The 26181-nt window shown below is 68.5% G+C and carries 28 protein-coding genes; 15 read left to right on the top strand and 13 right to left on the bottom strand.

The window, feature by feature from the left end:
* Positions 1 to 13: 13 nt before the first annotated feature.
* The 5 genes from AB7E83_RS19620 to AB7E83_RS19600 form a co-directional block, all read right to left on the bottom strand.
* Entirely contained in the window at positions 14 to 325 is a 312-nt protein-coding gene (locus tag AB7E83_RS19620; RefSeq protein ID WP_428572476.1) for a hypothetical protein, read from the bottom strand.
* Positions 322 to 1104 (bottom strand): AzlC family ABC transporter permease, encoded by a 783-nt coding sequence (locus AB7E83_RS19615; RefSeq protein ID WP_428572475.1) that lies wholly within the window; start codon positions 1102 to 1104, stop codon positions 322 to 324. The genes AB7E83_RS19620 and AB7E83_RS19615 overlap by 4 nt, the downstream gene beginning before the upstream one ends.
* Positions 1101 to 1838 (bottom strand): 2OG-Fe dioxygenase family protein, encoded by a 738-nt coding sequence (locus AB7E83_RS19610; RefSeq protein ID WP_428572474.1) that lies wholly within the window; start codon positions 1836 to 1838, stop codon positions 1101 to 1103. The genes AB7E83_RS19615 and AB7E83_RS19610 overlap by 4 nt, the downstream gene beginning before the upstream one ends.
* Positions 1839 to 1922: 84 nt before the next feature.
* On the bottom strand, positions 1923 to 3410 hold the full coding sequence (locus AB7E83_RS19605; RefSeq protein ID WP_428572473.1) for a radical SAM protein: 1488 nt from the start codon (positions 3408 to 3410) through the stop codon (positions 1923 to 1925).
* 97 nt (positions 3411 to 3507) lie between these two features.
* Positions 3508 to 3705, bottom strand: coding sequence for a hypothetical protein (locus AB7E83_RS19600; protein WP_428572472.1), 198 nt, complete (start codon positions 3703 to 3705; stop codon positions 3508 to 3510).
* Positions 3706 to 3919: 214 nt separating this feature from the next.
* Between AB7E83_RS19600 and AB7E83_RS19595 the strand changes: the two genes are divergently transcribed.
* The 7 genes from AB7E83_RS19595 to AB7E83_RS19565 all read left to right on the top strand — a co-directional run bounded on the left by AB7E83_RS19595 (position 3920) and on the right by AB7E83_RS19565 (position 11432).
* On the top strand, positions 3920 to 5956 hold the full coding sequence (locus AB7E83_RS19595) for a hypothetical protein (RefSeq protein ID WP_428572471.1): 2037 nt from the start codon (positions 3920 to 3922) through the stop codon (positions 5954 to 5956).
* A 75-nt stretch (positions 5957 to 6031) separates the two neighbouring features.
* Entirely contained in the window at positions 6032 to 7129 is a 1098-nt protein-coding gene (locus AB7E83_RS19590; RefSeq protein ID WP_428572470.1) for a CHAT domain-containing protein, read from the top strand.
* A complete protein-coding gene (locus AB7E83_RS19585) occupies positions 7129 to 7890 on the top strand; it encodes a hypothetical protein (RefSeq protein ID WP_428572469.1) in 762 nt (253 codons plus the stop codon). Before AB7E83_RS19590 ends, AB7E83_RS19585 begins: the two co-directional genes overlap by 1 nt.
* 1 nt (position 7891) lies before the next feature.
* Positions 7892 to 9232 carry a lipase/acyltransferase domain-containing protein gene (locus tag AB7E83_RS19580; RefSeq protein WP_428572467.1) on the top strand — a complete coding sequence of 447 codons (1341 nt, stop codon included), beginning with the start codon at positions 7892 to 7894 and terminating at the stop codon, positions 9230 to 9232.
* Positions 9233 to 9322: 90 nt separating this feature from the next.
* Positions 9323 to 10042, top strand: a complete 720-nt coding sequence (trhA, locus tag AB7E83_RS19575; protein ID WP_428572466.1) for a PAQR family membrane homeostasis protein TrhA — start codon at positions 9323 to 9325, stop codon at positions 10040 to 10042.
* A gap of 122 nt (positions 10043 to 10164) precedes the next feature.
* Positions 10165 to 10617 carry a CesT family type III secretion system chaperone gene (locus tag AB7E83_RS19570; protein WP_428572465.1) on the top strand — a complete coding sequence of 151 codons (453 nt, stop codon included), beginning with the start codon at positions 10165 to 10167 and terminating at the stop codon, positions 10615 to 10617.
* A gap of 11 nt (positions 10618 to 10628) precedes the next feature.
* On the top strand, positions 10629 to 11432 hold the full coding sequence (locus AB7E83_RS19565; RefSeq protein ID WP_428572464.1) for a hypothetical protein: 804 nt from the start codon (positions 10629 to 10631) through the stop codon (positions 11430 to 11432).
* Here the strand turns inward: AB7E83_RS19565 and AB7E83_RS19560 are convergent.
* The 4 genes from AB7E83_RS19560 to AB7E83_RS19545 form a co-directional block, all read right to left on the bottom strand.
* A complete protein-coding gene (locus AB7E83_RS19560; RefSeq protein ID WP_428572463.1) occupies positions 11429 to 12277 on the bottom strand; it encodes an alpha/beta fold hydrolase in 849 nt (282 codons plus the stop codon). The genes AB7E83_RS19565 and AB7E83_RS19560 overlap by 4 nt on opposite strands.
* Before the next feature lie 48 nt (positions 12278 to 12325).
* Complete coding sequence (locus AB7E83_RS19555) at positions 12326 to 13591, bottom strand: phospholipase D-like domain-containing protein (RefSeq protein ID WP_428572462.1); 1266 nt, start codon at positions 13589 to 13591, stop codon at positions 12326 to 12328.
* 9 nt (positions 13592 to 13600) lie between these two features.
* Positions 13601 to 14830, bottom strand: coding sequence for a CynX/NimT family MFS transporter (locus tag AB7E83_RS19550; protein ID WP_428572461.1), 1230 nt, complete (start codon positions 14828 to 14830; stop codon positions 13601 to 13603).
* Positions 14831 to 14903: 73 nt separating this feature from the next.
* Complete coding sequence (locus tag AB7E83_RS19545) at positions 14904 to 15689, bottom strand: DODA-type extradiol aromatic ring-opening family dioxygenase (protein ID WP_428572460.1); 786 nt, start codon at positions 15687 to 15689, stop codon at positions 14904 to 14906.
* A gap of 196 nt (positions 15690 to 15885) precedes the next feature.
* On the opposite strand from AB7E83_RS19545, the gene AB7E83_RS19540 reads away from it, so the two are divergent.
* Entirely contained in the window at positions 15886 to 17907 is a 2022-nt protein-coding gene (locus tag AB7E83_RS19540) for a penicillin-binding protein 1A (RefSeq protein WP_428572459.1), read from the top strand.
* A 12-nt stretch (positions 17908 to 17919) separates the two neighbouring features.
* Here the strand turns inward: AB7E83_RS19540 and AB7E83_RS19535 are convergent, their stop codons facing one another.
* A complete protein-coding gene (locus tag AB7E83_RS19535; protein WP_428572458.1) occupies positions 17920 to 18282 on the bottom strand; it encodes a MarR family transcriptional regulator in 363 nt (120 codons plus the stop codon).
* 1 nt (position 18283) lies between these two features.
* Positions 18284 to 18562: a toxin-antitoxin system TumE family protein gene (locus tag AB7E83_RS19530; protein WP_428572457.1), complete on the bottom strand. Its 279-nt coding sequence runs from the start codon at positions 18560 to 18562 to the stop codon at positions 18284 to 18286.
* A 128-nt stretch (positions 18563 to 18690) separates the two neighbouring features.
* On the opposite strand from AB7E83_RS19530, the gene AB7E83_RS19525 reads away from it, so the two are divergent.
* Positions 18691 to 19776: a L,D-transpeptidase family protein gene (locus AB7E83_RS19525; protein WP_428572456.1), complete on the top strand. Its 1086-nt coding sequence runs from the start codon at positions 18691 to 18693 to the stop codon at positions 19774 to 19776.
* A gap of 13 nt (positions 19777 to 19789) precedes the next feature.
* Positions 19790 to 20365 carry a M23 family metallopeptidase gene (locus AB7E83_RS19520; protein WP_428572455.1) on the top strand — a complete coding sequence of 192 codons (576 nt, stop codon included), beginning with the start codon at positions 19790 to 19792 and terminating at the stop codon, positions 20363 to 20365.
* Here the strand turns inward: AB7E83_RS19520 and AB7E83_RS19515 are convergent.
* Complete coding sequence (locus AB7E83_RS19515) at positions 20331 to 20702, bottom strand: DUF2007 domain-containing protein (RefSeq protein ID WP_428572454.1); 372 nt, start codon at positions 20700 to 20702, stop codon at positions 20331 to 20333. The genes AB7E83_RS19520 and AB7E83_RS19515 overlap by 35 nt on opposite strands.
* Before the next feature lie 65 nt (positions 20703 to 20767).
* Between AB7E83_RS19515 and AB7E83_RS19510 the strand changes: the two genes are divergently transcribed.
* Genes AB7E83_RS19510 through AB7E83_RS19500 form a run of 3 tightly spaced genes read left to right on the top strand, consistent with a single transcriptional unit; the run spans position 20768 to position 23568 of the window.
* Positions 20768 to 21478 carry a transglutaminase-like domain-containing protein gene (locus AB7E83_RS19510; protein WP_428572453.1) on the top strand — a complete coding sequence of 237 codons (711 nt, stop codon included), beginning with the start codon at positions 20768 to 20770 and terminating at the stop codon, positions 21476 to 21478.
* An 18-nt stretch (positions 21479 to 21496) separates the two neighbouring features.
* Entirely contained in the window at positions 21497 to 22687 is a 1191-nt protein-coding gene (locus AB7E83_RS19505) for an MFS transporter (RefSeq protein WP_428572451.1), read from the top strand.
* Positions 22684 to 23568: an alpha/beta fold hydrolase gene (locus AB7E83_RS19500; protein WP_428572448.1), complete on the top strand. Its 885-nt coding sequence runs from the start codon at positions 22684 to 22686 to the stop codon at positions 23566 to 23568. Before AB7E83_RS19505 ends, AB7E83_RS19500 begins: the two co-directional genes overlap by 4 nt.
* Here the strand turns inward: AB7E83_RS19500 and AB7E83_RS19495 are convergent.
* A complete protein-coding gene (locus AB7E83_RS19495) occupies positions 23465 to 24700 on the bottom strand; it encodes a YbfB/YjiJ family MFS transporter (RefSeq protein ID WP_428572446.1) in 1236 nt (411 codons plus the stop codon). The two genes, AB7E83_RS19500 and AB7E83_RS19495, sit on opposite strands and share 104 nt — an antisense overlap.
* A 93-nt stretch (positions 24701 to 24793) precedes the next feature.
* Between AB7E83_RS19495 and AB7E83_RS19490 the strand changes: the two genes are divergently transcribed.
* Both AB7E83_RS19490 and AB7E83_RS19485 read left to right on the top strand, forming a co-directional pair.
* Positions 24794 to 25387, top strand: a complete 594-nt coding sequence (locus AB7E83_RS19490) for a hypothetical protein (protein WP_428572444.1) — start codon at positions 24794 to 24796, stop codon at positions 25385 to 25387.
* A 73-nt stretch (positions 25388 to 25460) separates the two neighbouring features.
* Positions 25461 to 26060 (top strand): FHA domain-containing protein, encoded by a 600-nt coding sequence (locus AB7E83_RS19485; protein WP_428572443.1) that lies wholly within the window; start codon positions 25461 to 25463, stop codon positions 26058 to 26060.
* Positions 26061 to 26181: the final 121 nt, after the last annotated feature.

Here is a 26181-nt window from a genome sequence, read left to right as displayed (position 1 = left end):
CGCGTCCCGCCGGTCACAGGGCCAACTGAACCGCTGCATAGATCAGGGTGCCTGCGCACGTCAGCACCACGAGCCCGAGCCGCGTCGACAGGGTCGCGACACCGACGACGACGATGGCCGCAATGGCCGCCACGGGCGCGGTGCGGATTTCGGTCCACGCGATGTAGACGGCGAAGTTGAGGAACACCGCCATCGGCAGCACGCGTTCGAGGAGGTCCTGCATCCGCTGGGAAGGCCGCACGCGTACGAAAGCCGGCAGGACGCGCACGAGCAGGCTCGTGAGCAGGAGGGCCAGGATGGCCAGGCCGTTGGCGGAGAAGTTCATCGTTCCGCCTCCCACACGCGCCACGAGCTGAAGGCGATGCTGGGCAGCCAGAACCACGCGGGTCCGAGCACGGCGAGCAGTCCGAGCGCGACGAGGACGCACAGGCCGACTTCGATCAGGCGCCGGCGCCAGCTCGCGCCGATCTGCGGCACGCGCACCTTCAGCTGGCTGAAGGACAGTACGAAGAGAACGACGCTGGCCGGAAAGCCGAGGTTCACCGCGGTGCCGAGGTCGGTCGGGACTTGCCGCGCCAGCAATGCGCCGACGACGGTGGCCAGGACCCAGGTGCCGTAGATCGTTGCACGCACCACCAGGACCGAGCGGCGGCTGTCGCCAGCCCGCTCGATGGCGAAGGCTTCGTCGCCCAGGATGTGCGCGACGAACCCGCGGCGCAGTGCGGAGCGCGGCAGCCGGTCGGCGGTGGTGAGCGCCATCGGGATGTAGCGGCTGTTGATCGATGCCGTGAGCGCGAGCATGACCAGCAGGCTCTGCCCTTGCTCGGCAAGCGGCAGCAGCGCGAACTGCCCGCTGCCCGAAAAGCCGAGCGCGCTGAACAGCAACACCTCGAACACGCTCCAGTTGGAATGGCCGGCGAGCACGCCCAGCAGCAGGCAGATGGGCAGCAGCGTGAGCGCCGTGGGCGCGGCGCGCCGGAAGGCGGCGCCCACCGTGTCGGGCACCGTGACTGCGCCAGCCGCGACCGCGACCGCGGCCGCGGGAACGACCGCGACCCCTCCCGCCGTCTTGTGGACGGCGAAGTCCTGGCCGACCGTGTTCATGCCGCCTCTGCAAGGAGCGAGCCGGCCGCGAGCGCGCGGCGTTCGTGCGCGGGGCCATAGGCGCGTCGGTGCCAGCGGTTAACTTCGATCACCCAGATGTCCCGATAGCCCGCGCTTCCCTCGGCCGGCACGATGTCGGTGGCGTAGTGGACGTAGCGCTCGTCGTCGATCAGGATGGCCTGGTTCGGCGCGAGCACCCGGCGGTGGACGATCTCGTTCGACGCGGGGTCGATGATCTGCGTCTCGCCGCCCAGTACGTTGTGGCGCGCGGCGACGACGATCACGCTGAATTCGTGGCCGTCGCGGTGCGGGCCTTCCGGGACGGTCACGCCCCTGAACTCGCTGTTCGCGATCACGCGGATCTGGTTCACGTTGAGGTGGTAGGTGACCGCGACGTCGACCGGCAGTGCATCGAGCACCGCCGCCATCAGCGGCGAGGGGTCGCACTGCAGCTGCTCGCGGTGACGCATCACGCCGCCGGCTTCGGCCAGGCGGATGTACTCGGCGGACTGGATGTACTTGCGCCGCGGCAGCAACGCGAAGATCCATTGATCGTCCTCGCGGTACGCGAAAAACTGCGAGAGGCGGATTTCGCGCAGCCGCTTCAAGCTGTGGCTGTCCCGCGGCATGTGATTGAAGGAGTCGAGCACCTGCGCCGACGGCGGCGGCGTGTCGATGACCGCGTAGCCGCGGCGGGCGAAACTGCCGCTTGCGGCGATGTCGGCTTGATCCATGAGGCATGCATCCATGAGAGTGTCCTGGAGGTTCCTGGCGTGCGCCGTCGGGCGCTGGGTGAGGGAAGGGTGGGGGGCGCCGCGCTACGCCGGCTCGAGTTCGAACGTTGCGATCTCGAAGGGCTTCAGGGCCTCGATGTGCTTGCGCGTGATGCCCCGGTAGAAATCGCAGGCGGTCGGCTCCACGGTGTCGATGGCGCCGAACTTCTTTTCAAGCGGGCCGAGGCACAGGCCCGCGCAGAAGCCTTCGATTTCGCAGCCGCGGCAGAACGCGGGGTTTTCGTGGCGCAGCTTGGCGTGGGCGACGTAATTGGGCGCGTCCAGCAGGGCCGGACCCTGCTCGATGGAGCCGAGCAGCGTGGAGCCCGCCTTGCACGCGAACACGGAGCCATTGGGCTCGATGCTGAACTGCGCGCCCTTGGCCGAGCAGTTCTTGAAGCCGCGCTGCGCCACCGCGTCGTGCCCGAGCAGCACCTGGAAGATCTGGTGCCAGTAGCCGGTGAGCACCACCCCGCGGCTGCGCCCGTACTCGACGATGCGCCACAGGCGATCGACGATGTTCTGCGTGCCGAAGCGCGAATAGAAGCTGGGGTCGAAGTCGACGACGACGCCGATTTCGCCGGCGCTCACGTCGACCGCGAGATCGACGATGGATTCGTCGAAGTCGTCCCAGGTCGAGGTCGTGAGCGCCGCGTTGATCGCGATGCGGTTACCCTCGGCCTGCAGCAGGCGCAGTCCGCGCATGACAAGCGGCGTGCTGTCGTCGCCGTTCTTCAAGGGCCGGGCGGGGCTGGTGGGCGAATCGAAGCTCACGCACACGGCCACCTGGTGGCGCGCGAACACCTTCGCGACGTGTTCGGTGATGAGCGAGCCGTTGGTGACCGTCGAATACGCGATGTGCATGCCGTCGCGCTCGCCATTGCCGAAGCGGTCGAGCACGGCCTCGATGGCCTTCCAGTTGAGCAGCGGCTCGCCGCCGAAGAACTGCACCATGACGCTGTGGACGCCGGCCGAGCGCGACGTCTCGAGCGCCTTCTCGACGTAGCGGACGGCGTCGTGCGCCTTCATGTGCCGGTTCTTCGGGTCGTACTGGTGTTCGAAGCGTTCCTTCGACGCGTACATGGAATCGTTGAGGTCGATGCGGATCTCGTCGCGCGAGCGCAGGCGGCTCAGGTCGACCTTCGCGACTTCGGCCTCGGCCGACATCTCCTTGCCCTGGATGCCCTCGAAGCAGTAGGTGCAGCCGAAGTTGCAGGCATTCGCCAGGATCAGCTGGATGATGTTGACCTTCTTCTCGACCGGCGTCGGCGCCGCGGGCTCGTCGTCATGGGCCGCATCGATCAGCAGGCCGCGCGCGATCAGCTGCTGCACGAGTTCGGCTTCGCGGGTGGGCGCTTCGCCGTCGGTCCACGACTGCGGCACCTCGCGCCCGCCGCGGAATCCCGAAAAGATTTCATGCGATGCGGTGTCGAGCATGCATAGCCCGCCGCGTTCCCGGTGGTAGACGGCGACGTGGCCGCCGGTGGGGAGTTCGACCGCATCCCTGCAAAGCGTGAATCGCTTCGTCGTCATCATTTCGTCCGCCCTTGTCTCTCGTTGTCCTGTCCCCGTTCTAGTTGGGGCGCGCGCCGCTCGATGGGGAGGGGATGCGGCGCGCGCCTTTCACTCGTTACTTCGTCAGCCGGGTCTTGAGCAGCGCGCAGGGGGCGCTGGACAGCGTGCCGCCGACGGTGCCACCGACCGTGCCGCCCACGGTTCCGCCCACGGTGCCGCCGACCGTGCCGCCCACGGTGCCGCCGACGGTTCCGCCAACCGTGCCGCCCACGGTGCCGCCGATGGTCGAGATGTTCGAAGTGATGTTCGTCATGTTGTCCCTTTCGTTTGAAGTTGAAGACGGGCGGACTGTACCGATGGATGGGCTGTTCGTATCCCTATACAAAGGTCTTGATTGACACCTTCGACGACGCTCGGGCTATTGCCACCAAATCACACGAGACAAAGGTCTTTTCAGGCGCATTCACCGATCTGCATGAAGGGCTGCGACTGCTACAAACGCGCCCGTCACTCACCAAGGAGCTTCGATGCTGAGATCAGTTGGATTGGCCGCGCAGAGATCGCGCACTTCCCTCATTCCCCTCGAAAAGATCGCCCTGCGCGCGCAGCGAGTTCCCCGCGACCTGAAGCAGCGCGATGCCAACGCCTGGATCGCGCTCACCGTGACGCCGCACCCGACCTTTCATCCCGGGCACATCAAGGGGATGCTCGCGTTCCTGAAAGAGCGCGGGATCCAGCCGCGGTCGCAGATCGAGGCGCTGCAGCTGCTGCGGACCTACCTGAAGGGCGCGAACGATTTCGCCGACCCGCCGACGCACGCCGAAGAGTACGAGTGCTCCGTGCTGACCAAGGGCTTGCTCGTGCGCGGCATGATCCATGCCCGCGACGCGGAGCACCTGGGCGAGCTTCACTCCTGGACGGGGGGCGACCACGACGGGCAGAACCTGCCGCCGTTCGCGCGGCAAGCCGTGCGTCGCCTGGAGATTCAGGAGATGTGCACGATCCTCCTCGAGGAGATGGGCGACGCGCCGGAGTACGAAGCGGCCGTGGCGCTCGTGAAAGAGACCTCGGATCTCGCGCGATCCGGCGCGGTGTTCGACCTGCGTGCACGCGAAGAAGAACTCGAGCGGCTTCTTCCGCCGGACAGCCACGTTGCCCGCGTCGTCGAGCGCCACGGCATGCGCCTGTGCGAGGGACAGAGCCGCATCAACCAGGCGGCGCTGGACGGGCCCAAGCTCGTCCAGATCATCCAGGAGATGCGAGACGACCCGCTGGATTCGACGCGCTCGATCGTCATCGCCGATTGCGACGATCCCGCGAAGGTCCAGTTCCTGATCGATACGCTGAAGGCCAACGGCCTGGCGCACATCGAAGTGGTGCCGCTGTGGGAGTCCCGCAAGGCGCTCGACCTGCTGATCGCCGGCGCGTTCAATCACCTGAAGATCCGGACCGGCATGGTGGCTCAGAGCGATGTGCCGAAGGGGCTCGGCATCTTCCTCGGAATCCTCTACTCGGAGCGCGCGAAGATCGCGATGGATGCGATCGACTTGATCAAGTTCTTCGGCAAAGGGGGAGGTCCGTCGCGCTCCACGGGCGGCAGCAGTCCCACCGCGAACGAACTGGCGCTCGGGTGCCGCGATGCCGATGGCAACGCGTGGGTCGCGGGCGACCGCTACACGGTGCAGGGACCGGGCTTCACGGCGCGCATGCTCGGCGACGAGAGCGTGCAGGAACTCATCGACAGCCTGCCCCGGCCGCCGCGGCCGGGCGAGGTCGTCATGCGGCTCACGGTCGAGACGATCGATGCGGTGGAAAAGACCTTCGGCATCGTCATCGACGCGGAACTCGCCAACCGCGATCCCAAGGGTGAGTTCGCCCTCATCTACATCGATGCGAAAGCGGGAACCATCTTCATCCCCTTCGTCGGAACGCGCGACCTCGTCAAGAAGGACGCCGTCATCGCCGGCCCCTATCAGGAGCGTGCAATCAAGGTCGCCACGCGCCTGGAGTTCCTTTTCCTGATGTTCGGCACCGCCTTCGCGCGGCTGCGGCCCGACGACGTCGACAGATTCATCGAGGAAGTCAATGCGATGCGCGAGGGCAAGGACGCGGGCAAGAATTTCCTGGTGGACATGATGCTGTGCAACTGGGCAATGCAGGCCGCCCGGATGCCGGAGCCCGAGCACGCTGCGCAGGTGTGGCGCAAGGCGGGCTTCAAGGAAGCGGATGTGGAGTTGCTGGGCGAATCCGCACGCGTGGTGCTCGACATCCTCGATCGCACGGGCTACGCGTGGCGCACGAACCCGCGCGTGCAGAGGATGGTGGTCGAGGACTTCGCGCTGGAGTTCAATGAGGTCGATCCCCAGGCCAACGTGGACCGCGTGGAAGCGCACCTCGACGAGCTCGTTGTTGCCTCCAAGGCCTATCTTGACCGCAAAGGCCAGTTCACCGCCGTCGAAAGCGCGTCGCTGCGCCGCTCGATCCATACCCTGCGGGACCTCGCTTCGCCTCCCTACGAGGAGCCGCCGCCTCCCTACGCGCCGAACCTCGAAGCGTTCGCCTGAGCAGGGTGGCGGCTTGCCGCGGCGGCAGCTCGGCCGTAGCATGGAGGCACACGATCCTCCGAGGAGGTGGCCCGCGTGGTTCACCCGCAGCTCGAGCTGTACGTCCTCCATGGCAGCGCCACGGCGAGGCTGCTCGTCCTGGCCTGCCGCGGACCGGACATCGCGGTCCACGAGGTCGAGCGCGACAGCGACGAGATTCGCGCGTTCGTCGCTTTCCGGCAGGAGATCGAGCGGGTCGCCCTCGGCGCGGCGCGACCCACGGTCGCCGAACTCGACGCGCTGGGCGACCGCATGTTCCGCTTCTTCTTCGGCGGCGCGGTGCGCGAGCTGTACGACAAGCTGCCGCCCGGCCGTTTCAGCGTGCAGGTGGCGGCCGACGCCCCCGACCTGCACGGCATTCCCTGGGAATACCTGCGCCCGCCCAATCGCGTGCCGGTGCCGCATCCCGAGCGCTGCGTGGTGCGCGTCCTGCCGATTCGCGCGAGCACGGAGCCGAAGCCGGCGACGCCGCGCGAACGCCTGCGCGTGCTGCTCGCCGTGGCCGATCCCGTGGACGAGCCCGGCGTCGGCTGGAGCGACGTGCATGCGAGCCTGCGTCGCGCGTTCGAGGCGCAGACTTCGTTCGCGGCCGAACTGAAGATCGTTCCGGGCGCGAGCGCGCGCGACCTGCTGCGGGCGCTCGGTGCGCGGCGCTACGACGTCTTTCATTTCCTCGGGCACGGCGGGGTGTCGGCCGACGGGGAAGGCGAACTCGCACTGGTCGACGTGGACCGGCGCACGAGCGACCGCATCCGCGCGACCGATCTGGCGCTCGCCCTGGGCGGGCAGGGCCTGAAGCTTTGCATCCTGAGCGCCTGCCTTTCGAGCGCGGGCGATGCGCGCGACGATTTCGGCCCCGTGGCCACGGCGCTGTTGCGCGCGGGCATTCCCGCCGTCGTGGCGAATCAGGCGTCGATTCCGGTGCGCTCGGTTGCGCCGTTCCTCGGGGCGCTCTACACGCGGCTGTTGAGCGACGGCAACATCGATTCGGCCATGAGTGCGGCGCGCGTGGCCCTCGCCATCGATTTGCGCAACACGGTGGAGCCGGGCCGGGCCATCGTGGAGTGGGGTATTCCGACGCTGTATCGGCTGCCGGGCGCGGCGCAGGTGTTTCGCGTGGGGAGGAGGGCGTGATGGCGACCCGGATGCCATCGAAGAACGACCACACGCTGGTCAAGCGGCCATCGACGGTTCGCCAGCCCGAGGCGAAACGTGCGAGGCGCGTGAAAGCGGTGGCGGCAACCTCGGTCGGCCTCCTCGACCTGGGCGCGTGGGTGGCGCGCATGCCCTTGCTGCTCGAACGCATGAACGCGGCGCAGGATAGTTTCCGCTTCCTCGAGGTGATGACGCCGGTGCCCGCCGGCCTGATCAAGACGCGCGAGTCGCTGGCGGCGTGGTCGCGTGCCAACGGAACGTCGCAGGGCGAAGTCGAGGCGCATCCACCCGGCCGCAACATGGTCGCCGACGAATTTCTCTACTTCGCGGAAGGGGTGCGAAAGGAGCATTCGCTCGACTACCTCTTTGGCCTGACGACGGCCATGGTCGCCTTCACCGAGGACGGCCGCGCGCACTGGAACTACTTCGCTTTCGGGCGGGATCATGTATCGCTGGTTTCCACCTTCGACCTGCGCCGCTATGCCGCCGAAGCCCGCCGGCCTTACGAGGCGGCGGTCGGCATGCTGCTCGTCGCGCAGATGCTCGGCCTGAAGCACGGCGTGCCGTCGCATGAAGAAACGCGCGGATGCATCTTCGATTTCGATGCGAACCGCGACGACGTCGTCGTGGCGATCCGCCAGCTCGCCATCGATCCACAGTGCCTGCGCCTGCTTCCCCCCGAAGAGGCGGCCGCCGCCGACGCATTGCTCGCCGCGCTGCGGCGCATGAAGGAGCATTGACATGACCGAAGCCGTCATCGTGGTCCCCGGCATCATGGGCTCGGAACTCTGGAACGATGACGAGCTCGTGTGGCCCGGCTCGCCGTTCGAGCTGCTGCTGCCCTACGCGAAGATGGCGCAGTTGCTCGACCCCGCGCTGCGCGTGGGCGACGTCGTGCGGCGCGTGTCGGTGTCGGTGCAGTACCAGCATCTGGTCGACACGCTCGCCGCCTGCGGTTTTCGCGAAGAGGGCGACAAGCCTACGCTGCGTCTGTGCGCCTACGACTGGCGCAAGGACAACGCCGTCTCGGCCCGCACGCTGGCGACGCATGTGCAGGCTTTGCGCCAGGACCACGGCGCTGGCGTGCGCATCGCGTTGCTCGCGCATTCGATGGGCGGGCTCGTCGCCCGATACCTGCTCGAATCCGGCCGCTTCGACGAGGCGAATTGCTCCGGCTTCGCCAACATCCGCCGCCTCGTCACCTTCGGCACGCCGCACCGAGGCGCGCCGCTCGCGCTGTCGACGGCGCTCGGACAGGAGGGGCGGCTGTTCCTGTCGGCCGCGCAGGTCAAGGAGATCGCTTCCCATCCGGACTTCCCGGCGCTCTACCAGCTCCTGCCGCCGCCGTCCGAGCCTTTCCTCTGGGACACCTCGGCCGACTCGCGGCTTGCGCACCGCTCGCCGTACGACGACGAGGTGGCGGGGCGGCTCGGCCTCTCGGCCGCGAACGTCGCGAGCGCCCGGGAATTCCACGCCGCGCTCGACGTCGCGCGCCGCCCGCCGCACATCGACTACTTCTGCTTCGTCGGCACGCGCCACGCGACGCTCTCGCACGCGCGTGCCGATTTCGCGTCGACGACGCTGGACCCGCGCGGCGTCTTTGCCGACGACTCCGGCGACGGCACCGTGCCTGCGTGGAGTGCCGCATTTCCCGGCGTGCAGCAGCTCGCCGTGGGGGGCGAGCATGGCACGCTCTACCAGGACGAAGAGGTGTGCCGCACGCTCGCCGCCCTGCTGGGCAAGGCGGGCGTGCTTGCGCTGTCCGCGACAGCGTTGCGGCTCGCGCTGTCGACGCAGTTCGCGCGGCCCGGCGACGCTGTCCGCGCCGTCGTCCTGCCGCGCACGCCGCTTTCGAGCCTCGATGCGGAGATCGTCGTGACGAAGCGCGCGGCGGCGGACGGGCGCGCCATCGCCGAAGCGGTCGTGGCGCGCCACCGCATCCGGTACACAGGGGCCGCCATCGACTCGATGACCGTCGTCGTTCCCGTCCCCGCCTACGCCGGCGTCTATGCCTTCGGCCTACACGCAGGTACGACGCTGCCGACGGCGCGGCCTGTCGAATTGCTGGTGCAGGACCGGTAGGGACGGCTGACCCCCGGTCTGTCGGCGGGCCGACAGGATGCGGCGCGAGCGGGGCGCAGCATGGATGCAAACCAGACCCGGATGCATCTCATGTCGCAGACCCTGTCGCCCACGCTGTTGACGCACCCACGGACGTCCCCGTCGAAGCCCGCGCCGCAAGCCGCCGGCTCCGGCATGAGCCGCGAGCAGTCGCCCGGCGAAGAACTCGCGAATTCCTGGAGCCACGGTCTCGGCGCCGTGCTCGCCGCCATCTTCCTGCCGCAACTCATCTCGAATGCGTCGCGAGCGGGGACGGTCCACGGCATCGCGGCGGCCGTCTTCGGACTCTCGATGATCCTGCTGTATTCGATCTCCGCGGCCTACCACTGGCTGCCGCAGGGTGCGATGAAGAACCTGATGCGCCGTCTCGACCACGGTGCGATCTTCCTGTTCATCGCCGGGTCCTACACGCCCTTCATGCTGGGAAGCGTCGCCGATTCGGGCGGCCTGTGGCTGCTTGTCGTCGTGTGGACCTTCGCCGGCATCGGCACTGCCGCGAAGTGCGCCGACCGGCTGAAGCATCCCTATGTGTCGACCGGACTGTATCTCGGCCTGGGCTGGCTCTCGGTCTTCGTACTCGAGCCGCTGATCGTGAAGACCCCGCCGACGGGGGTGATGCTGATCCTGGGCGGCGGCGTGCTGTACACGCTCGGCGCCATCGTGTTCCATTTCGACGAGAAGATCCGTTACGCCCACTTCGTCTGGCACCTGCTGGTGCTGAGCGCGAGCGCCTGCCATTTCCTGGCGGTTCTGCACTACGCCATCGTCTGATCGCGGCCGTCCCCGGCGATGTCGCCGTCACGGGGGCAACCGATGTCGAAGTCGAGACCGCCGTATGAGTGCGCTGGAACGCTCTAGCTGCGACGATCGCGCGGTTCCAACGAGGAGTGACCATGACCGCCCGATTCCAGGATCTGTGCGACGGCTATTGCGGCATCGCCGGGGTGCCAGCCCCGCAGCTTGAAATGGAGGCCGAGGGCCTGGTGGCGTTTCACGTCCGGCTCCGCGGCGTCACGGTCGACTTCGTGTATTCGCCGGCCGTCGACGATCAGCGGATCCTGGTGATCGTCGAGATGGGCCCCTTGCCCGAGCACAACGGTGCGGCCGTCGCGGGTCTGCTCGACGCCAATTTCTTCCGGCAGCAGCCAGGCGCGCCGGTCTTCGCGCGCAACCCGGCCACCGGCGACGCGGTGCTTCAGTTGCTTCATCCGCTCGAGGCGACGACCGCAGCCGACTTGTTCGCCGTGGTCGACGCCGGCATCGACACCGCCCTGCAGTGGCGCGATGGCGAGGTTCCGAGCGCGAGTTCGACGCCGCCCGCGTCGCTGATCCACGGTCTTGCCTGAATTCGTCTTCGATGCAGCATTTCCTCGGTGTGTGGGCCTCGCGTCACGCGGCTCCGGTTTCCGTCCCCGTCGACCAGCGGGCCGATGCGCCGGCTGCAAGACGGGGGGTGTCAACGAACGTCGGACTTTTCTGCTGCTTCGGCAGGGGCGGGGCGGTGGCGCGCGAACCCGCTGGCGCCGCGGCAGCCTATGCCGTCGATCCCGTCCAACCGTTCACCGAAGGCGAAGAAGCCAAAATCGTCGAGGGGCTTGAAGGTCGTGAAGGGGCGCGATACAGCGTCCCTCACGCGCTCCGTGGGCTGGCGGCCGGTCTCGTTGCGCCGCCGCACGGCCCGGACCGGCATCGACAGGTCGGACTCCCGGTGCTGACCTGGGGACACGTGATCGGGGAGGACCCACGAGAATACGCACCGCCCGAGGTCCGTGCCGCGTTTCGCGCGTACGTCAGGTGCGCAAAAGATGATGTCGAGCTCTACAGGAAGGCACAGCGGGACCTTCGCGCTCCGAAGCGCAGTATCCCGGATCGTGAGCTCCTGGAAGTGATGAGCACCGCGCTCCCCGAGGGTCATCCGCTGCGCGCCCGTGCGGCTGCCGCGCAGCATCAGCCCCAGGAAATTTCGCCTCTTGTCGTGCGTGAGGTCATGCAAGGCGTTCGCGACTGGCTCCAGCGCGCCGAGCGGATGAACTGGTGGGACAGGTTCAAGCTGCAGCAGGTGCCGCAGGACAGCATCTACTATGCGGTTTACCACGGCCATGTCGGCGAGGCGGAGGCTCGTGCGGCCGTCGTCCTGGAGGATCCCCGAGCGCTTCCCTAGGCCGGCTGCGCCAGCAGCCGCAGCAGTTGCGAATTGAACGCCGCTGCCTCCTCGTACTGGACCCAGTGCCCTGCGCGCGGGATCAGCACGAATTCGCCAAGCGTCGGGAAGCTCGCATAGCAGGCCTTCAGCTCCGGCTGCACCGTGCGATAGAGCGCATCCATCTCGCCATAGATGCCGTCGATCCGGCACCGGACGCCGGGCAGGGTGCGGGCGAGGATGTCGGTCAGCGAGAGCCGTCGTCGCGGCATCGCGTCGCGCTCCAGGTTGGCTTCCTGGATCGCGATGGCGAGATCGTCGATGGACGCCGGGTCGTGCAGCATCAGCGTCGCGAGATTCTTCCGGTGCGCCGCATGCCGCGCTTCCGGATCGTCGAGGTCGCGCCACGCCACGAGCGCGAGCCGCTTGCTGCGCAGACCGAGACCGGGCGTGCCGCAGATCACCACACGGCGCACCGCCGACGGATGCGCCGCCGCCATCAGGCCGCCGACGAGCCCGCCGAAGGAGAAGCCGACGATGTCGCATGGCGCGTTGCCCGCAACCTGCGCGATGCCTTCGGCCATGACGCCCGTCAGGTCGTCCGCATCCACCGCGCCCGCGGGCGCAGTCGAATCGCCGAAGCCCGGCAGGTCGGGCACGATCACGCGCCGGCCTGCGGCGGCGAGCGGCTCCACGTTTCGGATCCAGTGCGTCCAGCTGCCGCTGCCGCCGTGCAACAGCACGAGGGGTGTGCCGCGGCCCCAGGCATGCCACTGGATGGCCGCGCCAGCGGCGTGGCGCGTGGTGAATTCTTCGGCGCGGGACAGGACGTCGAGCGCCTGCGGAGGAAGATCGTCTGCGAGCATCCCCCGATTGTCGCTGTCGGGCCCCCGCGCGGCGCGGCGCGGCGCGACCTACAGCAGCTCGTTGATCAGATAAGCCGCCTGCGCCTTCGCCTTGTGCAGCAGGGGGCGCTTCGCCCATTTCTCGAGCGTGATCTCGTGCGCGCGGGCGACGTATTTCTCGAATATCCCGTCGAGCTGCGTCGCGACACCGCGGTCCAGGATGCCCACGCTGATCTCGTCGTTCGTCTCGAACGAGCGGTCGTCGAAATTGGTGGAGCCCACCGCCGACCATTCCCCGTCGACCGTCATCACCTTCTGGTGCAGCAGCGTATGCGGGTATTCGAAAAGCCGCACGCCGTTGCGCAGCAGTTTCTCGAAGTTGCGGTGTCCGGCGTGCTGCACCATCGGGCTGTCGGAGCCGCTGGTCGCGGGCATCAGCACGCGCACGTCGACGCCGCGCTTCACGGCCTCGCCCATCGCGTCGATGGCCTCGGGCTCGGGGATGAAATACGGGTTCTGGATCCAGATGCGCTTCTTCGCGATGCAGATCACGCTGTGGTGCAGCACCTTCACCGCGGGCGCCGAGTTGCTCGGCTTGATGAACGCAGCGTGCATCGCGATGTCGCCCACGGGCTCGAGCTTCGGGAAAAAATGGTCGCCCATGAAGAGCTCGCCGGTCTCGCCGATCCAGTTGTCGCAGAAGGTCGACTGGATGGTGTGCACGATGGGGCCGCGCAGATGCAGGCTGACGTCGGAAAAATGAACGCCGTCCTCGGCGTTTCCCAGCCACGAGTCGACGATGCAGTGGCCGCCGACGAAGGCTTCGCGCCCATCGATCACGCACAGCTTGCGGTGGTCTCGGTCGTTGAGCACGCCCAGGTTCTGGATGGAGCGCTTGTGGAAGAAGCGCAGGGTGACGCCCGCTTCCTTGAACATCGCCAGGACTTCGTCGCCGATCTTGTCGCCGCCGACGTGGTCCAGCATCACGCGCACGCAGCGGCCGGCGCGCGCCTGGTCGCAGAACGCCTGCGCGAGCCGGCGGCCGAGCGTGCCGTCCTTCCAGAGGAAGGTCTCGAAGTGGATCGAATGCTTCGCGGCGCGCACGCGATCGATGAGCACGTCGAAGAACGCGCCGTTTTCGTGGATGTCGACCGCATTCCCCTCCACCACCGTGCCGAGCGTGAGGCCCGCGAGCGATTGCATCACGTCGCCGATGGGCGACTCGCAGTCGATGCTGAGCTTGGGCGCCTTCTGGCGGCGCAGCGACCAGATCGCCGTCGCCATGCCCGCCATGAGGACCGAGCCGACGAGAAGCAGCAAGCGTGAATTCTTCATCCGTCGATGCTAGGGTGGCCCAGCTCGACGGTGCGGCAGGACCTTTGCCATGACCGTTGTCAGCAATAAGCCGATACACGCCATCGCGCCGGTGACGGCCCAGGTCCAGTGCCAGCCCCCGGCCAGGCTGGCGACCCACGCGACGGCCGGCGGGCCGGCGAACTGCCCCGCGCCCGACCACTGCAGCATCCAGCCGACGCCGGTGGACACGGTGCGCGTGTCCGGGGCGGCTTGCACGGCCAGGGAAAAGAGCGTGGTGGGAACCAGCCCGCCGATGGCGGAAAAAAGCAGCACCGCGCCGTAGCGGACCATGGCGGGTGCGCCGCCGCCATCGGCGCCCGCGAAGGCGACGATGGCCATCGCGGTCATCGCGCCCAGGCCGATGCGCAGCAGCGTCTGTGCGCGCCATCCGGCATGCAGCAGCCGGCCGGCCGCGACGTTGCCGAGGACGTTCGCGGCGGCGGCAAGGGCGGTGAGGACGCCGCGCGTGCCGGCCGCGATGCCGGCCTGCTCGAAGATGACCGGCAGGAAGCCGATGACGGCGAGCCACTGGAACGCATAGGTGCAGAAGGCGAGGGCGGGCAGCCAGGGCGCGGGGCGCGTGATGGTGCGCCAGACGCGGGCGCGAAGGCCGTCGTCCCGGGCGCCGGCATCCGACGCGGCCGCATGCGGCAAGCGTGCCCGCGCCGGAATTCCCAGAGCGACACCGACCGCCGCCGCCGCGGAGAGCGCGCCCGCGGCAAGCCACCATGCGCGCCAGCCGAAGGCCTCGATCCAGATCGGGCCCACGAGCAGGGCCAGGGCTGTTGCCGTGGCCATGTGCGAAGCCCAGACACCAAGCATCTTGTTCACGCGTTCCGCGGGGACGATTTCGCGCATGAGCGCGGGAGCGCTGGAACCGACCAGCAGGAAGCCGAAGCCCTCGACCGTGCGCAGCGCGAGCAGGGTCGTCGCGCCCTGGGCGAACGCGCCGGCGAAGCTGGCGAGCGCCAGCAGCGTCAGCCCAAACAGGATGCCGCGCCGCAGGCCGATGCTGTCGGACCAGGCGCCCATCGCGATCGCGCAGGCCATCGCCGCGAACTGCACCGCCGACAGCAGGAAGCCCGCCTCGACCAGCGAGACCCCGAGCTGTTGCTGGAGCACGCCGATCGCGGGCGGCAGCTTGCCGATATGGAAGGCCGAGGCGATGCCGGCGAGGACGATGAAGAGCGGTGCGAACACGGCGGGCGCGGCGCTCATCCCCGCGCGCACGTGGATCGGGGGCTCCGTTCGATTCGGGAGCCCTGGATTCCCGCCTGCGCGGGAATGACGTTCACTGGAACACGTACGCGTCCATCGCCAGCACGCCGCCATGCGTCGAGCCGCCGTCGAGGACCTTCGCGTCGTAGTCCCTGCGGGCCGCGCCGAATGCGAAGGGCAACGGCAGGTAGTGCTCCGAGGTCGGGTGCGCGCGCTTCGCGTGCGGGGCGCGCTTCAGGTAGTCCACGAGCGCGCCTTCGTCGTGGCCGGCCACCGAGCTGCGTGCCCAGTCCACGAATTCCTTCGCATAGGCCGCGCCATCGGTCACCGGCTCGCGGAACACCTCGTAGAGGTTGTGCGTGATGCTGCCCGAGCCGACGATCAGCACGCCTTCGTCGGCCAGCGGCGCGAGGCTGCGGCCGAGGCGCACGGCGGCCTCCGCGTCCATGGACTGCGGCAGCGAAACCTGCACCACGGGCACTTGCGCATCGGGGAACAGATGCATGATCGGCACCCACGCGCCGTGATCGAGTCCGCGCGACGGGTCGGCGCTCGCGTTCCAGCCGTCCGCGTTCAGCAGCTCGAGCGCGCGCGCCGCGACGGCCGGGCTGCCGGGCGCCGGATACCGCAGGGTGTAGAGCACGTCCGGGAAGCCGCCGAAGTCGTGGATGGTCGGCGGCGCGTCCGTCGTGGTGACCGACACCCCGCGCGTCATCCAGTGGGGCGACAGCACGAGCACCGCCTTGACGTTCTCGCGCAGCTCGCGGCCGAGTTGCGCCAGCTGCGGGCCGGCGATGCCGGGCTCGACCGCGAACATCGGCGAGCCGTGGGAGACGAAGAGGGTGGGCAGACGGTTCATGATGCCTCGAATCTAAGGCCACCGGCTCCCGGGCGGAAGTCCAGCGGACAGGACAGTGTGTCACGCCGGAGCGGCCGGATCGCGCGCGTCGCGGAGACCGGGCGGGGCGCGATCGGGGCCACGGCCGGGCAGAAGGCACCTTCATCGCGTCCCAGTCCTACACTGCTGAGGTGGCCCGACCCCTAGATTCTTTCGGATGAATTTCCAACCCGCGCTGCGGCGCGCCTCGAACTTCTGGCGACGCGGCCCCGCCCGCGCCTGGCCGGTGCTGCCTGGCGCGCTGCTCGTCTACCTGCTCGCGATGCTGCCCTTCACGCCGAGCATCGACGACATCAAGCGGCAGAAGGTCGAGGCGCCGGCCCTCGTGATGTCGGCCGATGGCGTGGTGCTCGCCGAGTTCAAGCGGATCAACCGGCAGTGGATGCCGCTCGCGAAGATCTCGCCCAAGGTGGTCGACGCGCTCATCTCCACCGAGGACAAGCGGTTCTATCGGCACGCCGGTATCGACCTTCGCCGCACCGTGGGCGCCGCGCTGCGCACCGCGATGGGCGACCGGCAGGGCGGCTCGACCATCACGCAGCAGCTGGCCCGCAACCTGTACCCCGAGGAGATCGGCCGCGCGCCCAACCTGTCGCGCAAGCTCAAGGAGGCGTACACGGCCCTGAAGATCGAGCGGGTCTACACGAAGGACGAGATCCTCGAGAGCTATCTCAACACCGTCCCCTTCCTCTACAACGCGTTCGGCATCGAGATGGCCGCGCGCACCTATTTCGACAAGCCCGCGCAGCGGCTGGACGTGCTGGAGTCCGCCACCCTGATCGGCATGCTCAAGGGCACCAGCTACTACAACCCGGTGCTCAACCCCGAGCGCGCGCTCGCGCGACGCAACTTCGTGCTCGCGCAGATGGCGAAGAACGGCAAGCTCGATCCCGCGAGCCTCAAGGCGCTGTCGGCCCGGCCGATGCGGCTGGACTTCGAGCGGCAGACGGAGCCGCTCGGCCCCGCGCCGCACGCCGCGCAGCAGGTGCGGCGCTGGCTCATCGCCTGGGCCGACCGGCGCGGCTACGACATCTATTCGGACGGCCTGGTGGTGCGCACCACCATCCACACGCGCATGCAGAAGGCGGCGAATCAGGCGGTGGCACGGCAGCTCGCGCAGTTGCAGCAGCAGGCCGACCGCGCCGTGCCGCGCGGGCAGGAGCGGCAGTTGCTGCAGGCGGGCTTCCTGGCCATCGATCCGCGCAACGGCCACGTGCGCGCGTGGGTGGGCAGCCGCGACTTCCAGAACGAGCAGTTCGACCACGTCAACATGGCGCGCCGCCAGCCCGGCTCGACCTTCAAGCCCTTCGTGTACGGGCTCGCATTCGAGGATGGCATGAGCCCGATGGACACGTTCTACGACCAGCCGGTCCAGATCCAGGTCGATCGCAACACCGTGTGGAGCCCGACCGACGGCACGCCGCCCACGGGCCAGCCGACCACGCTGCGCGACGGGCTGGTGTACTCGAAGAACACGATCACGGCGCAGCTCATGATGCGCGTCGGGCCGCAACGCGTGGCGCAGTTCGCGCGCGGGCTCGGCATCCGCCAGAGCAAGCTCGACGAAGTGCCGTCGCTCGCGCTCGGCACGAGCCCCGTCACGCTGAAGGAGATGGTCGCGGCCTACGGCACCATCGCCAACGGCGGGTTCTACATCGAGCCGGTGCTCATCACGCGCATCGAGAACCGCAAGGGCGAGGTGCTCGAGACCCTGAAAGTGCCCGAGCCCGAGGGCCGGGTCATGTCGCGCCCGAAGTCCCTGCAGCTCGTCGACACGATGCGGGGCGTGGTGGACGAGGGCACCGGCGCCGCGATCCGCACGCGCTACGGGATCGACGCCGACGTGGCGGGCAAGACCGGCACCACCCAGGACAACAGCGACGGCTGGTTCATCCTCATGCATCCGCAGCTGGTGGCGGGCGCGTGGGTCGGCTTCAACGACAACAAGGTGACGATGGGCGACAGCTGGGGGCAGGGCGCGCGCAGCGCCTTGCCCATCGTCGGGGAAACCGTTCAGCAGTCGCTGCGCAACCGCTGGATCGATCCGCGCGTGGAGTTCGACATCCCGCGGCCGAGGCCCCAGCCCCGCCAGCCGCCGCAGCCCCAGCGGGGCGGGCGCGACCCGGTGCAGGACATCCTCGACAACCTCTTCGAGCGCCTGCTCAGGGGCTTGCGCTAGGAGCCGGTGCGGCTACAGCGAGGGCCGCGGCATCTCCATGCGGATCTCGATCGCGTCGAAGGGGACGAACACCGCGTCGTCGGGCGTGCGCGCGACGAGGCCGTGTTCCTCGAGTTTGCCGATGTCGCTGTGGACATTGGAATAGTTGCGGTCGACCGACTTGGCGAGCGCATACACCGAGCACGGACCCACCTGCCGCAGCGAGTCGAGCAAGTCGATGCGCGCCGGGGTGAGTTCGGTGAAAAGAAGCCGCGCCGACTCGAAGCTCATGTAGTAGTCGGCCCGGTACTTCGGCGAGTTCTCGCCGGCTCGCGCGTGGCGGCGTGCGGCCTGCACCGCGGAGCCCCGCGGCGAGATCTCGATGATGGCTTTCATGTCATTCCCACTGCTCGGTGTCGTTCTTGAAGTCGTCCAGCAGGCGGTCGAGATCCACGAAGGTGTAGGGACCGTCCACACCCTCGACTTCTCGTCGGTCGCCGCTGCCCAGCCTGTTATCGTATCTGACCAGGCACTCCAATTTTCGTCCGAAGAACAAGACATATCGGTAGGGGTGCGTATTGGGAGGTGTCGCGACCTCGTCTTCGTAAATCGAAATCTCGATAAACGTTCCGTTGTCGCGCAATTCTTTTACTGCGAGAATGAGTCGAGTCGTCATGGGGTTGCATATTAGCAATATATGTAGCCAATTAGCAATAATACCGCTACATGGGGTGAGGTTTCGCCGACCCGGCGCATCGGGGACCGCCGACACGCCGGCGCGAGCGAAGTGCGTACGCTGAGCGCATGAAACTCCGGACACCGACGAACGCTCCCCATCCCCTCTTCGCGCTCGTGCTCGCGCCCCTGGTTGCGGCGCTGAGCCTCTTGCCCATGCAATCCACTGCGCAGTCGTCGGCCACGGCGGAGTCCGCCAGTGCCAGTGCGAACACGACTGCAACGGCCTCGGCAACCGCATCCGCCGCCACCGAGGCCGTCGCGCAACTCAACGCGACGCCTTCCGCGTTGCCGATGAAGGAAGGCGCGAAGGGCCCAGGCGTGATGCGCGCGCAGGCACTGCTCGATCGCTTGTGGTTTTCCCCCGGCGAGATCGACGGCCACTTCGGCGTGAACATGAAGCGCACCGTGCAGGCCTTCCAGCTGTCGCGCAGCCTTCCCACCACGGGCGTGATCGACGAGGCGACGTGGAAGGTCCTGTCGGAGGGGCAGGCGGCGGCATTCACGACCTACACGCTCACCGAACAGGACATGGCAGCGCCGTACGCGCCGCTGCCCAAGGACGTGGCCGAGCTCGCCAAGCTGCCGGCCCTCGGCTACGAAACGCCGATGGAGATGCTGGCCGAGCGCTTCCATATGAGCCCGAAGGCGCTCGCGAAGTTGAACGCGGGCCGCACGGCGCGGGCCGGCGAGACCTTCGTGGTCACCGACACCTCGCAGACGGTGCCGCTCGGCGCGGCGGTAACGTCGATCCGGATCGACAAGTCGGACAAGAAGGTCTATCTGCTGGGCGAGGGCGACCGACTGCTCGCGGCATTTCCCGCGACCTTCGGGCGCGAGGACCGCGACCCGCTGCCGCTCGGGCGCCTGAAGATCGTGAGCGAAGTCAAGGACCCTTATTTCGACTACAACCCCGCCCTGCTCAAAACCGCGAAACCGGACGATCCGAAAGTTCGGCTCCAGCCGGGACCGAACAACCCCGTCGGCGTGATGTGGCTGGGCCTCACGAAGAAGCATTGGGGCATTCACGGAACGAACGAACCGTCCACGCTCGCGCGCGCCTCGTCCAACGGCTGCGTGCGCCTGAGCAACTGGGACGTGCTGCGCGTGGCGAGCGTGGTCAAGCCCGGCGCCGTGGTGGACGTTCAGGGCTGAGGCCGCGCCGGCGATGCGGATGACGAAGGGTGTCGGCGTCGTTGCCGCGCTGCTCGCGGGCCTAACCTTCGCCGCCGCGACGGATGGCCCGGCGCTGCTCGCGGCGCGAACGTTGCGGGTGCCCGTGGACGGGGTCGCGCCCGCCGCGTTGACCGACACCTACGATCAAGGCCGGGGCGAACGCAGGCACGAGGCGCTCGACATCATGGCGCCTCGCGGAACGCGCGTCGTCGCGGTCGACGATGGCCGCATCGCGAAGCTGTTCACAAGCGTACCGGGCGGTTTGACCATCTACCATTTCGATCCCGCAGGCAATCTGGCCTATTACTACGCGCATCTCGACCGCTATGCCGATGGCCTGAAGGAGGGGATGACGGTCAGGCGAGGCGACACCCTCGGCTACGTCGGCACGTCGGGCAATGCGCGCATGGATGCGCCCCACCTGCACTTCGCGGTGTTCCGGCTGGGCCCGGAGAAGCAATGGTGGAAGGGGCAGCCGGTGAACCCCTATCCGGCGCTCTCCGCCATCCGCGCGACGGCGGCAACGGCGGCTTTCACGTCCGGCAGGTCTCGACCTCGGCCGTCGTGAAGAGCGCTTGCACGATCTGCCCGGCGTGCGACAGCGCGATGCCGAGCACGAGCCCCGCCGCGACATAGGGCCAGCGCGCGCGGGAGGCCAGCCGGGGCATGCGCGCGTCCGCCGGATCCTCCGCGGGCTGCTCGGCGAACCAGCCTTCGATCACGCGCCGCGCGGGCGCGTAGTCGTCTTCGTCCACCACCACGCGGACGAGTCCGGCCGCCGGCAGCTCGCCGATGGCGCCGGCGAGGTACTCGCCTTCGACGCGCGCCACGATGCTCTGCTGGCGCAGCAGGTCGGCGATCATGTGCGCCTCGAGGCCGTGCGCCGCTTCGTAGACCGTCTTCATCGATGCATCTTTCGTGGGTCTCCCCCGGGTCGACCATGCTACCGCGCCTCTGGTATGTTGCACCCATGTCCATCGATCCCCGTCCCGAGGACTGTCTGTCCAGCGCCACGCTGGTCGACAGTGCCCACCCCGCCGTCGTGGCATTTGCCAAGCGGCATGCCGAAGGCGGCACCGACCGCGAACGCGCCGTCTCGCTGTACTACGCCGTGCGCGACGGTTTTCGCTACGACCCCTATCGCATCGACCTCACGCCCGGCGGCATGAGCGCGAGCTCGGTCATCGAGAACGGCCACGGCTGGTGCGTGCCCAAGGCGACGCTGCTCGCGGCCGTCTGCCGCGCGGCCGGCATCCCGGCGCGCGTGGGCTTCGCCGACGTGCGCAACCACCTCTCGACCGAGCGCATGCGCGAGCAGATGAAGACCGACGTGTTCGCCTGGCACGGCTATGCCGACCTCTGGATCGACGGCGCATGGCGCAAGGCCACGCCCGCGTTCAACGTCGAACTGTGCGAGAAGTTCGGCCTGCTGCCGCTCGATTTCGACGGCGTGTCCGATTCGATTTTCCATCCCTTCGATGCGACCGGGCACAGACACATGGAATACATCCGGCAGCGCGGGACCTTCGACGACGTGCCGCTGCAGGCGCTCATCGACGGCTTTCGCGAGGTCTACCCGGAGGGCTTCGGCGCGCCCGCGTCCGCGAAGACCTCCGAACTTGCGAAGGCGGACTTCCTCGCGGACGTGGCGCGCGAGCCGCAGGCGCGGCCAGGTCCCTGAGCCGCGGTCGCGATGAACGTGAACGCGAGTCGAGGCACCCGCGTCCCGCGCCGCGTGCTGCCGGTGATCGTCCTGTCGCAGTTCGCGGGCACCTCGCTCTGGTTCGCGGTCAACGCGGTGATGCCCGACCTGCAGGCGGCCTGGGGCCTGCCGGCCGCCGCCGTCGGCACCTTGACGTCGGCCGTGCAGCTCGGCTTCGTCGCGGGCACGCTGGTCTTCGCCTTGCTCATGCTGGCCGACCGCTTCGTGCCTTCGCGCGTGTTCCTCGCGTGTTCGCTCGGGGGCGCGGCGCTCAACGCGGCCATCGTCGTGCTGCAGGGGGAATTCGCGTTGCTGCTCGCGTCGCGCTTCGGCGTCGGCTTCCTGCTCGCGGGCATCTATCCGGTGGGCATGAAGATCGCCGCCAGCTGGTATCGCGAAGGACTGGGCGCGGCGCTCGGCGTGCTGATCGGCGCGCTCGTGCTCGGTACGGCGCTGCCGCACGGGCTGCGCGCGCTCGACATCGGCGGCGGCGACTGGCAGGCCGTCGTGCTGGTCGTGTCCGCGCTCGCGGCGCTGGGCGGAGTCGCCACCGCGCTGTTCGTGCCCGAGAGTCCGCACCAGGTGCGCGCAACGCGCATCTCGCCGCGCGCGCTCGGGCTGATCTGGACCGACCGTCCCGTGCGCGCCTCGGTCTTCGGTTATTTCGGCCACATGGGCGAGCTGTACGCCTTCATCGTGCTCGTGCCCGCGATCCTTGCCACGCGCTATGCCACTGCCGCACAGATCAGCGCGGGCGCGTTCTTCGCCATCGCGGCGGGCGCCGTGGGCTGCGCGGGCGGGGGAATCTTCGTGAAGCGCTTCGGCAGCGCGCGGGTCGCGCAATGGCAGCTCGCCGCGAGCGGAACCTGTTGCCTGCTCGCCCCGGCAATGCTGCGCGCGCCCGATGCCGTCTTCATCGCCTGGCTGCTCGTGTGGGGCGCGACGGTGGCTGGCGACTCGCCGCAGTTCTCCGCGCTCACGGCGCGCAACGCGCCGCCTCAGTGGGTGGGCAGCGTGCTGACGTTCAGCAACTGCATCGGCTTCGCGATCTCGGTCGTGAGCATCGAGGTCTTCGTGCGCGCCGCCGTCGCCTGGCCGCTCGCCTGGGTCTTGCCTTGGCTCGCCATCGGACCCATGATCGGCCTCTGGATGATGCGTCCGCTCGTCCAGGAGGAGAAGAAGCGATGAACGCAGCGACCCAGGGCATGCTCGACCTGCGGCGGTTCGACATGGTGGTCGAGGGCATCGATGTCCACGTCGAAGGCGAGGGCGCCGAGACCGTGGTGATGATCCACGGCTGGCCCGACACGTACCGGCTGTGGGATGCGCAGGTCGACCTGCTCTCGGGCCGGCGGCGCTGCGTGCGCTTCACGCTGCCGGGGTTCGACCCGGCGAAGCCGCCGCGCGAGCCGCTGCCCGACGAGATCGTGGACACCATCGCCGCCATCGTCGACCGCGTGAGTCCGAGCGTGCCGGTCACGCTGCTGCTGCACGACTGGGGCTGCGTCTTCGGCTACCAGTACGCCATGCGCCATGCCGAGCGCGTCGACCGCATCGTGGCGGTGGACATCGGCGACACCAACAGCGGCGCCTTCATCCGCTCGCTGTCGCTCGGGGCGAAGGCCATGGTCGTGTTCTACCAGCTGTGGCTCGCGCTCGCCTGGAAGTTGCGGGGCGGCACGGGCACGCGGATGACGCGCTGGATGGCGCGCAGGCTGCGCCATCCCGGCGATGCGTCGAAGGTGACGTGGCAGATGAACTATCCGTACTGGCACGTGTGGACCGGCCGCGCCAAGGGCAGCTTGCGCGTCGAGCCCCCATGCCCGATCTTCTATGCGTACGGCGAGCGCAAGCCCTTCATGTTCCATTCGCCGAAGTGGCTGGAGCGCATCGCGGCGCTGCCGGCCAGCAAGGTGCAGGCCTTCCCCAGCAACCACTGGGTGATGCTCAAGGCCACCGACGAATTCAATTCTGCGATGCTGGCCTGGCTGGATACCACTTCGTCAGGAGCGCGAACAGCAGCGCGCCGAGCCCCAGTGCGCCCGCCGCTATCCACAATGCCTGGCTGAAGCCCGCCGCCGCGGTGGCGCTGCGCGCGACGAGGCCCGCGGCAAGCGGCGGCCCCACGATCTGCCCGAGCCCGTACGTGGCCGTCGCGAGCCCCATGTAGCTGGGCGCGTGCGCGGGCTTGATCCGGCGGATCTCCTGCATCGCGAAGAAGGTGATGGCCGTGAACGGCAGGCCGAGCAGGATGCTGCCGACGGCGAAGCCGGGCAGGGTGGGGCTCACGAGGCTTGCCGCGACCCCCGCGGCCTGGATGACGAAGCAACCCACCAGGGGCACGCGCAGGTCGCCCGCGACGCGCATGCGCGAGGCGACGATCGCGCCCACGACCACGCTCGCGCCGAAGATGGGCCAGAACAGATCGAGCCAGGGCGACGCCGTGAGCGTCTGCCGCGCGATCACGGGCAGGAAGGTCGCCGTGATGATGTAGCCGAAGCCGGCGAGGCCGTAGGCGGTGGACAGCAGGGCCACTTCGGTGGCGCCGTGGTGCGGCGCCGTCGTCGTCGTGGGCGCGGCTGCGGCGTTCGCGGCCGATGCCGGCGTCGCGTCCTCCGGCGCGCCGTAGGTGCGGAACACGAGGGCCGTGAGCATCGCGGCCAGCACGCCGAAGGCCGCCCACGCCTGCGTCGCCCGCCAGTCGAGCGCCACCATCGCGCTCGCCGCGAGTCCGCCGAGCGCGATGCCCGCGCCGGGGCCGGTGTAGATCAGCGCGCCCATCGCGGGCAATTGCAAGCGCGCGAGGCGGCCGAGGCACCAGGTCGTCGTATACACGAACACCACCGCGCTCGTCACGCCCGCGGCGAAGCGCAGCGTCGGCCACAGCGCGGGCAAGGGCGCTGCCATGGCGAGGGTGAGGAGCACGGTGACCGCGAGGCCGATGCGCACGAGCCGTCCTGCATTCACCGGCCCCGTGCGTCCGAGCCGCGCCGCGAACCAGGGCTGGAAGGTACACAGGAGCGCGCCGAGCAGGTAGCCGATGTAGTTCGCGCTCGCGAGCCAGCTGGCCTGCGCGAGGTCGACCGTGCGGTCGTGCAGCATCATCGGCAGGATGGGCGTGAAGGCGAAGCGGCCGATGCCCATGGCGACGGCGAGCGAGACGAGGCCGGCGAGGGCGATGGCGGCGGGGCGGGGATGCATGCCCGGCCGATGCTAACGGCTAGACGATGGTCTCTGCGGAACGAGGGGGACCCGCTCCTATGATCCGGGCACTTTTCAACTGCGGGAGTCCCGATGGACAGGCTTTATTCGGATTCGATGCTTTTTGCGACGCTCCAGCCCGCTGCCCGCCCGGTGCCGGCGAAGAGGCCCGAGCCGGAGCTCGAGATCGCGGTGGCACCGGTCGACGGCGAGCGTCTCGCCCGCCGAGGAAGGGAAGCCGAACTTTCCGGGGACGATGTCCCGAGAGTGCTGGAGAAACTCATCGGCATGCGCACGGCGGTCGAGCGCCTCAAGCGAGAGATGCTCGTCTCGGACCTGCGCGCGACGCCCGGCAGAGTGGACCTCGACAGGTTCACCACGGCTTACATGCCGCAACTCACGGACCTCGGCGGTCGACTCGAATCGTTTTCGTCTGCGATGGGCGCCGTGGATCCGGCGATCGGTGTGTCGCGCGCATCCTCGGCCGAGGAGTTCCAGTCGATCTTCGAGTCGTTCTGCCAGACCTATGTGGGCCGGCGCACGGATGCCCAGGCCGCGCAACCGGCGGCCATCGCTTCCGGCGGAGAAGATTCCGCCTACCATGAAGTCTTCCAGTGCTGCATCGAGATCATCGATCGGCTTGCGCCGAGGGCCGCAGGGCCGCTGTCGGAAGGCCCTTGGGATTGAGCCGGTTGTAGCGCGGCGCGCCCGCCGCTACCATGGGCCGTGACCGCGGGGAGCGGGCACCGGAAAGATCACCATGCCGCAACTCATCGCCTCGGTCCAGGGCGTCGAAGTCAAGCACGTCTACCTGACCAAGGCACAAACGACGCTCGGCCGTTCGCCGGGCAACGACATCGTGCTCGACAACATGGTCGTCAGCGGCAAGCACTGCCGCTTCGAGCTGGAAGGCATTGCCGACATCTGGCTGCGCGACCTGGGCTCCACGAACGGCACCTACGTCAACGACCACATGCTCAAGGCGCGCACCTTGCTGCACGACGGCGACGTCATCGCCATCGGGCCGTTCAGAATCCGTTACCTGCAGGCCTCCGAGCAGCCGAGCGGCTTCGGCCAGACCTCGGCCATGCCGGCCGACGCCGCCCCCGCGCATGCTTTCTTCCAGGTGCAGACCGGCACCTCGGCGGGGCTCGAAGTGCCCATCGTCAAGGCGGTCACCACCTTCGGCAAGCCGGGGATCGCGGTGGTTTCCGTGTCGCACCGCCGAGGCGGCTATTTCGTGACGCACCTCACGGGTCCCAGCCGGCCGCTCCTGAACAACGAGCCCCTCGGCGACGAGGCGCAGCTGTTGCAGCACATGGACGTGCTGGAGCTCGCCGGGACCCGCATGATTTGTTGACGCCAACCGAAAACTGACCATTTTTTGAGGGGTGTGCCAACCCAAAATTGACCAGGGTGTATCACGGTCCTGCTGAATTTTTCAGCGGGAGCAAAACGGAGTGATCACCATGGACATGATA

Source organism: Ramlibacter sp. (assembly GCF_050250995.1).
Taxonomy (GTDB): domain Bacteria; phylum Pseudomonadota; class Gammaproteobacteria; order Burkholderiales; family Burkholderiaceae_C; genus Ramlibacter.
The sequence above is the reverse complement of the archived record's forward strand: the minus strand, read 5'-3'. Positions and strand labels throughout refer to the sequence as shown.

Coding starts and splice junctions, on each gene's coding strand:
- AB7E83_RS19620 (WP_428572476.1), bottom strand. CDS start 325: ATGAACTTCTCCGCCAACGGCCTGGCCATCCTGGCCCTCCTGCTCACG.
- AB7E83_RS19615 (WP_428572475.1), bottom strand. CDS start 1,104: ATGAACACGGTCGGCCAGGACTTCGCCGTCCACAAGACGGCGGGAGGG.
- AB7E83_RS19610 (WP_428572474.1), bottom strand. CDS start 1,838: ATGGATCAAGCCGACATCGCCGCAAGCGGCAGTTTCGCCCGCCGCGGC.
- AB7E83_RS19605 (WP_428572473.1), bottom strand. CDS start 3,410: ATGACGACGAAGCGATTCACGCTTTGCAGGGATGCGGTCGAACTCCCC.
- AB7E83_RS19600 (WP_428572472.1), bottom strand. CDS start 3,705: ATGACGAACATCACTTCGAACATCTCGACCATCGGCGGCACCGTGGGC.
- AB7E83_RS19595 (WP_428572471.1), top strand. CDS start 3,920: ATGCTGAGATCAGTTGGATTGGCCGCGCAGAGATCGCGCACTTCCCTC.
- AB7E83_RS19585 (WP_428572469.1), top strand. CDS start 7,129: ATGGCGACCCGGATGCCATCGAAGAACGACCACACGCTGGTCAAGCGG.
- AB7E83_RS19580 (WP_428572467.1), top strand. CDS start 7,892: ATGACCGAAGCCGTCATCGTGGTCCCCGGCATCATGGGCTCGGAACTC.
- trhA (WP_428572466.1), top strand. CDS start 9,323: ATGTCGCAGACCCTGTCGCCCACGCTGTTGACGCACCCACGGACGTCC.
- AB7E83_RS19570 (WP_428572465.1), top strand. CDS start 10,165: ATGACCGCCCGATTCCAGGATCTGTGCGACGGCTATTGCGGCATCGCC.
- AB7E83_RS19565 (WP_428572464.1), top strand. CDS start 10,629: ATGCAGCATTTCCTCGGTGTGTGGGCCTCGCGTCACGCGGCTCCGGTT.
- AB7E83_RS19560 (WP_428572463.1), bottom strand. CDS start 12,277: ATGCTCGCAGACGATCTTCCTCCGCAGGCGCTCGACGTCCTGTCCCGC.
- AB7E83_RS19555 (WP_428572462.1), bottom strand. CDS start 13,591: ATGAAGAATTCACGCTTGCTGCTTCTCGTCGGCTCGGTCCTCATGGCG.
- AB7E83_RS19550 (WP_428572461.1), bottom strand. CDS start 14,830: ATGAGCGCCGCGCCCGCCGTGTTCGCACCGCTCTTCATCGTCCTCGCC.
- AB7E83_RS19545 (WP_428572460.1), bottom strand. CDS start 15,689: ATGAACCGTCTGCCCACCCTCTTCGTCTCCCACGGCTCGCCGATGTTC.
- AB7E83_RS19540 (WP_428572459.1), top strand. CDS start 15,886: ATGAATTTCCAACCCGCGCTGCGGCGCGCCTCGAACTTCTGGCGACGC.
- AB7E83_RS19535 (WP_428572458.1), bottom strand. CDS start 18,282: ATGAAAGCCATCATCGAGATCTCGCCGCGGGGCTCCGCGGTGCAGGCC.
- AB7E83_RS19530 (WP_428572457.1), bottom strand. CDS start 18,562: ATGACGACTCGACTCATTCTCGCAGTAAAAGAATTGCGCGACAACGGA.
- AB7E83_RS19525 (WP_428572456.1), top strand. CDS start 18,691: ATGAAACTCCGGACACCGACGAACGCTCCCCATCCCCTCTTCGCGCTC.
- AB7E83_RS19520 (WP_428572455.1), top strand. CDS start 19,790: ATGCGGATGACGAAGGGTGTCGGCGTCGTTGCCGCGCTGCTCGCGGGC.
- AB7E83_RS19515 (WP_428572454.1), bottom strand. CDS start 20,702: ATGAAGACGGTCTACGAAGCGGCGCACGGCCTCGAGGCGCACATGATC.
- AB7E83_RS19510 (WP_428572453.1), top strand. CDS start 20,768: ATGTCCATCGATCCCCGTCCCGAGGACTGTCTGTCCAGCGCCACGCTG.
- AB7E83_RS19500 (WP_428572448.1), top strand. CDS start 22,684: ATGAACGCAGCGACCCAGGGCATGCTCGACCTGCGGCGGTTCGACATG.
- AB7E83_RS19495 (WP_428572446.1), bottom strand. CDS start 24,700: ATGCATCCCCGCCCCGCCGCCATCGCCCTCGCCGGCCTCGTCTCGCTC.
- AB7E83_RS19490 (WP_428572444.1), top strand. CDS start 24,794: ATGGACAGGCTTTATTCGGATTCGATGCTTTTTGCGACGCTCCAGCCC.
- AB7E83_RS19485 (WP_428572443.1), top strand. CDS start 25,461: ATGCCGCAACTCATCGCCTCGGTCCAGGGCGTCGAAGTCAAGCACGTC.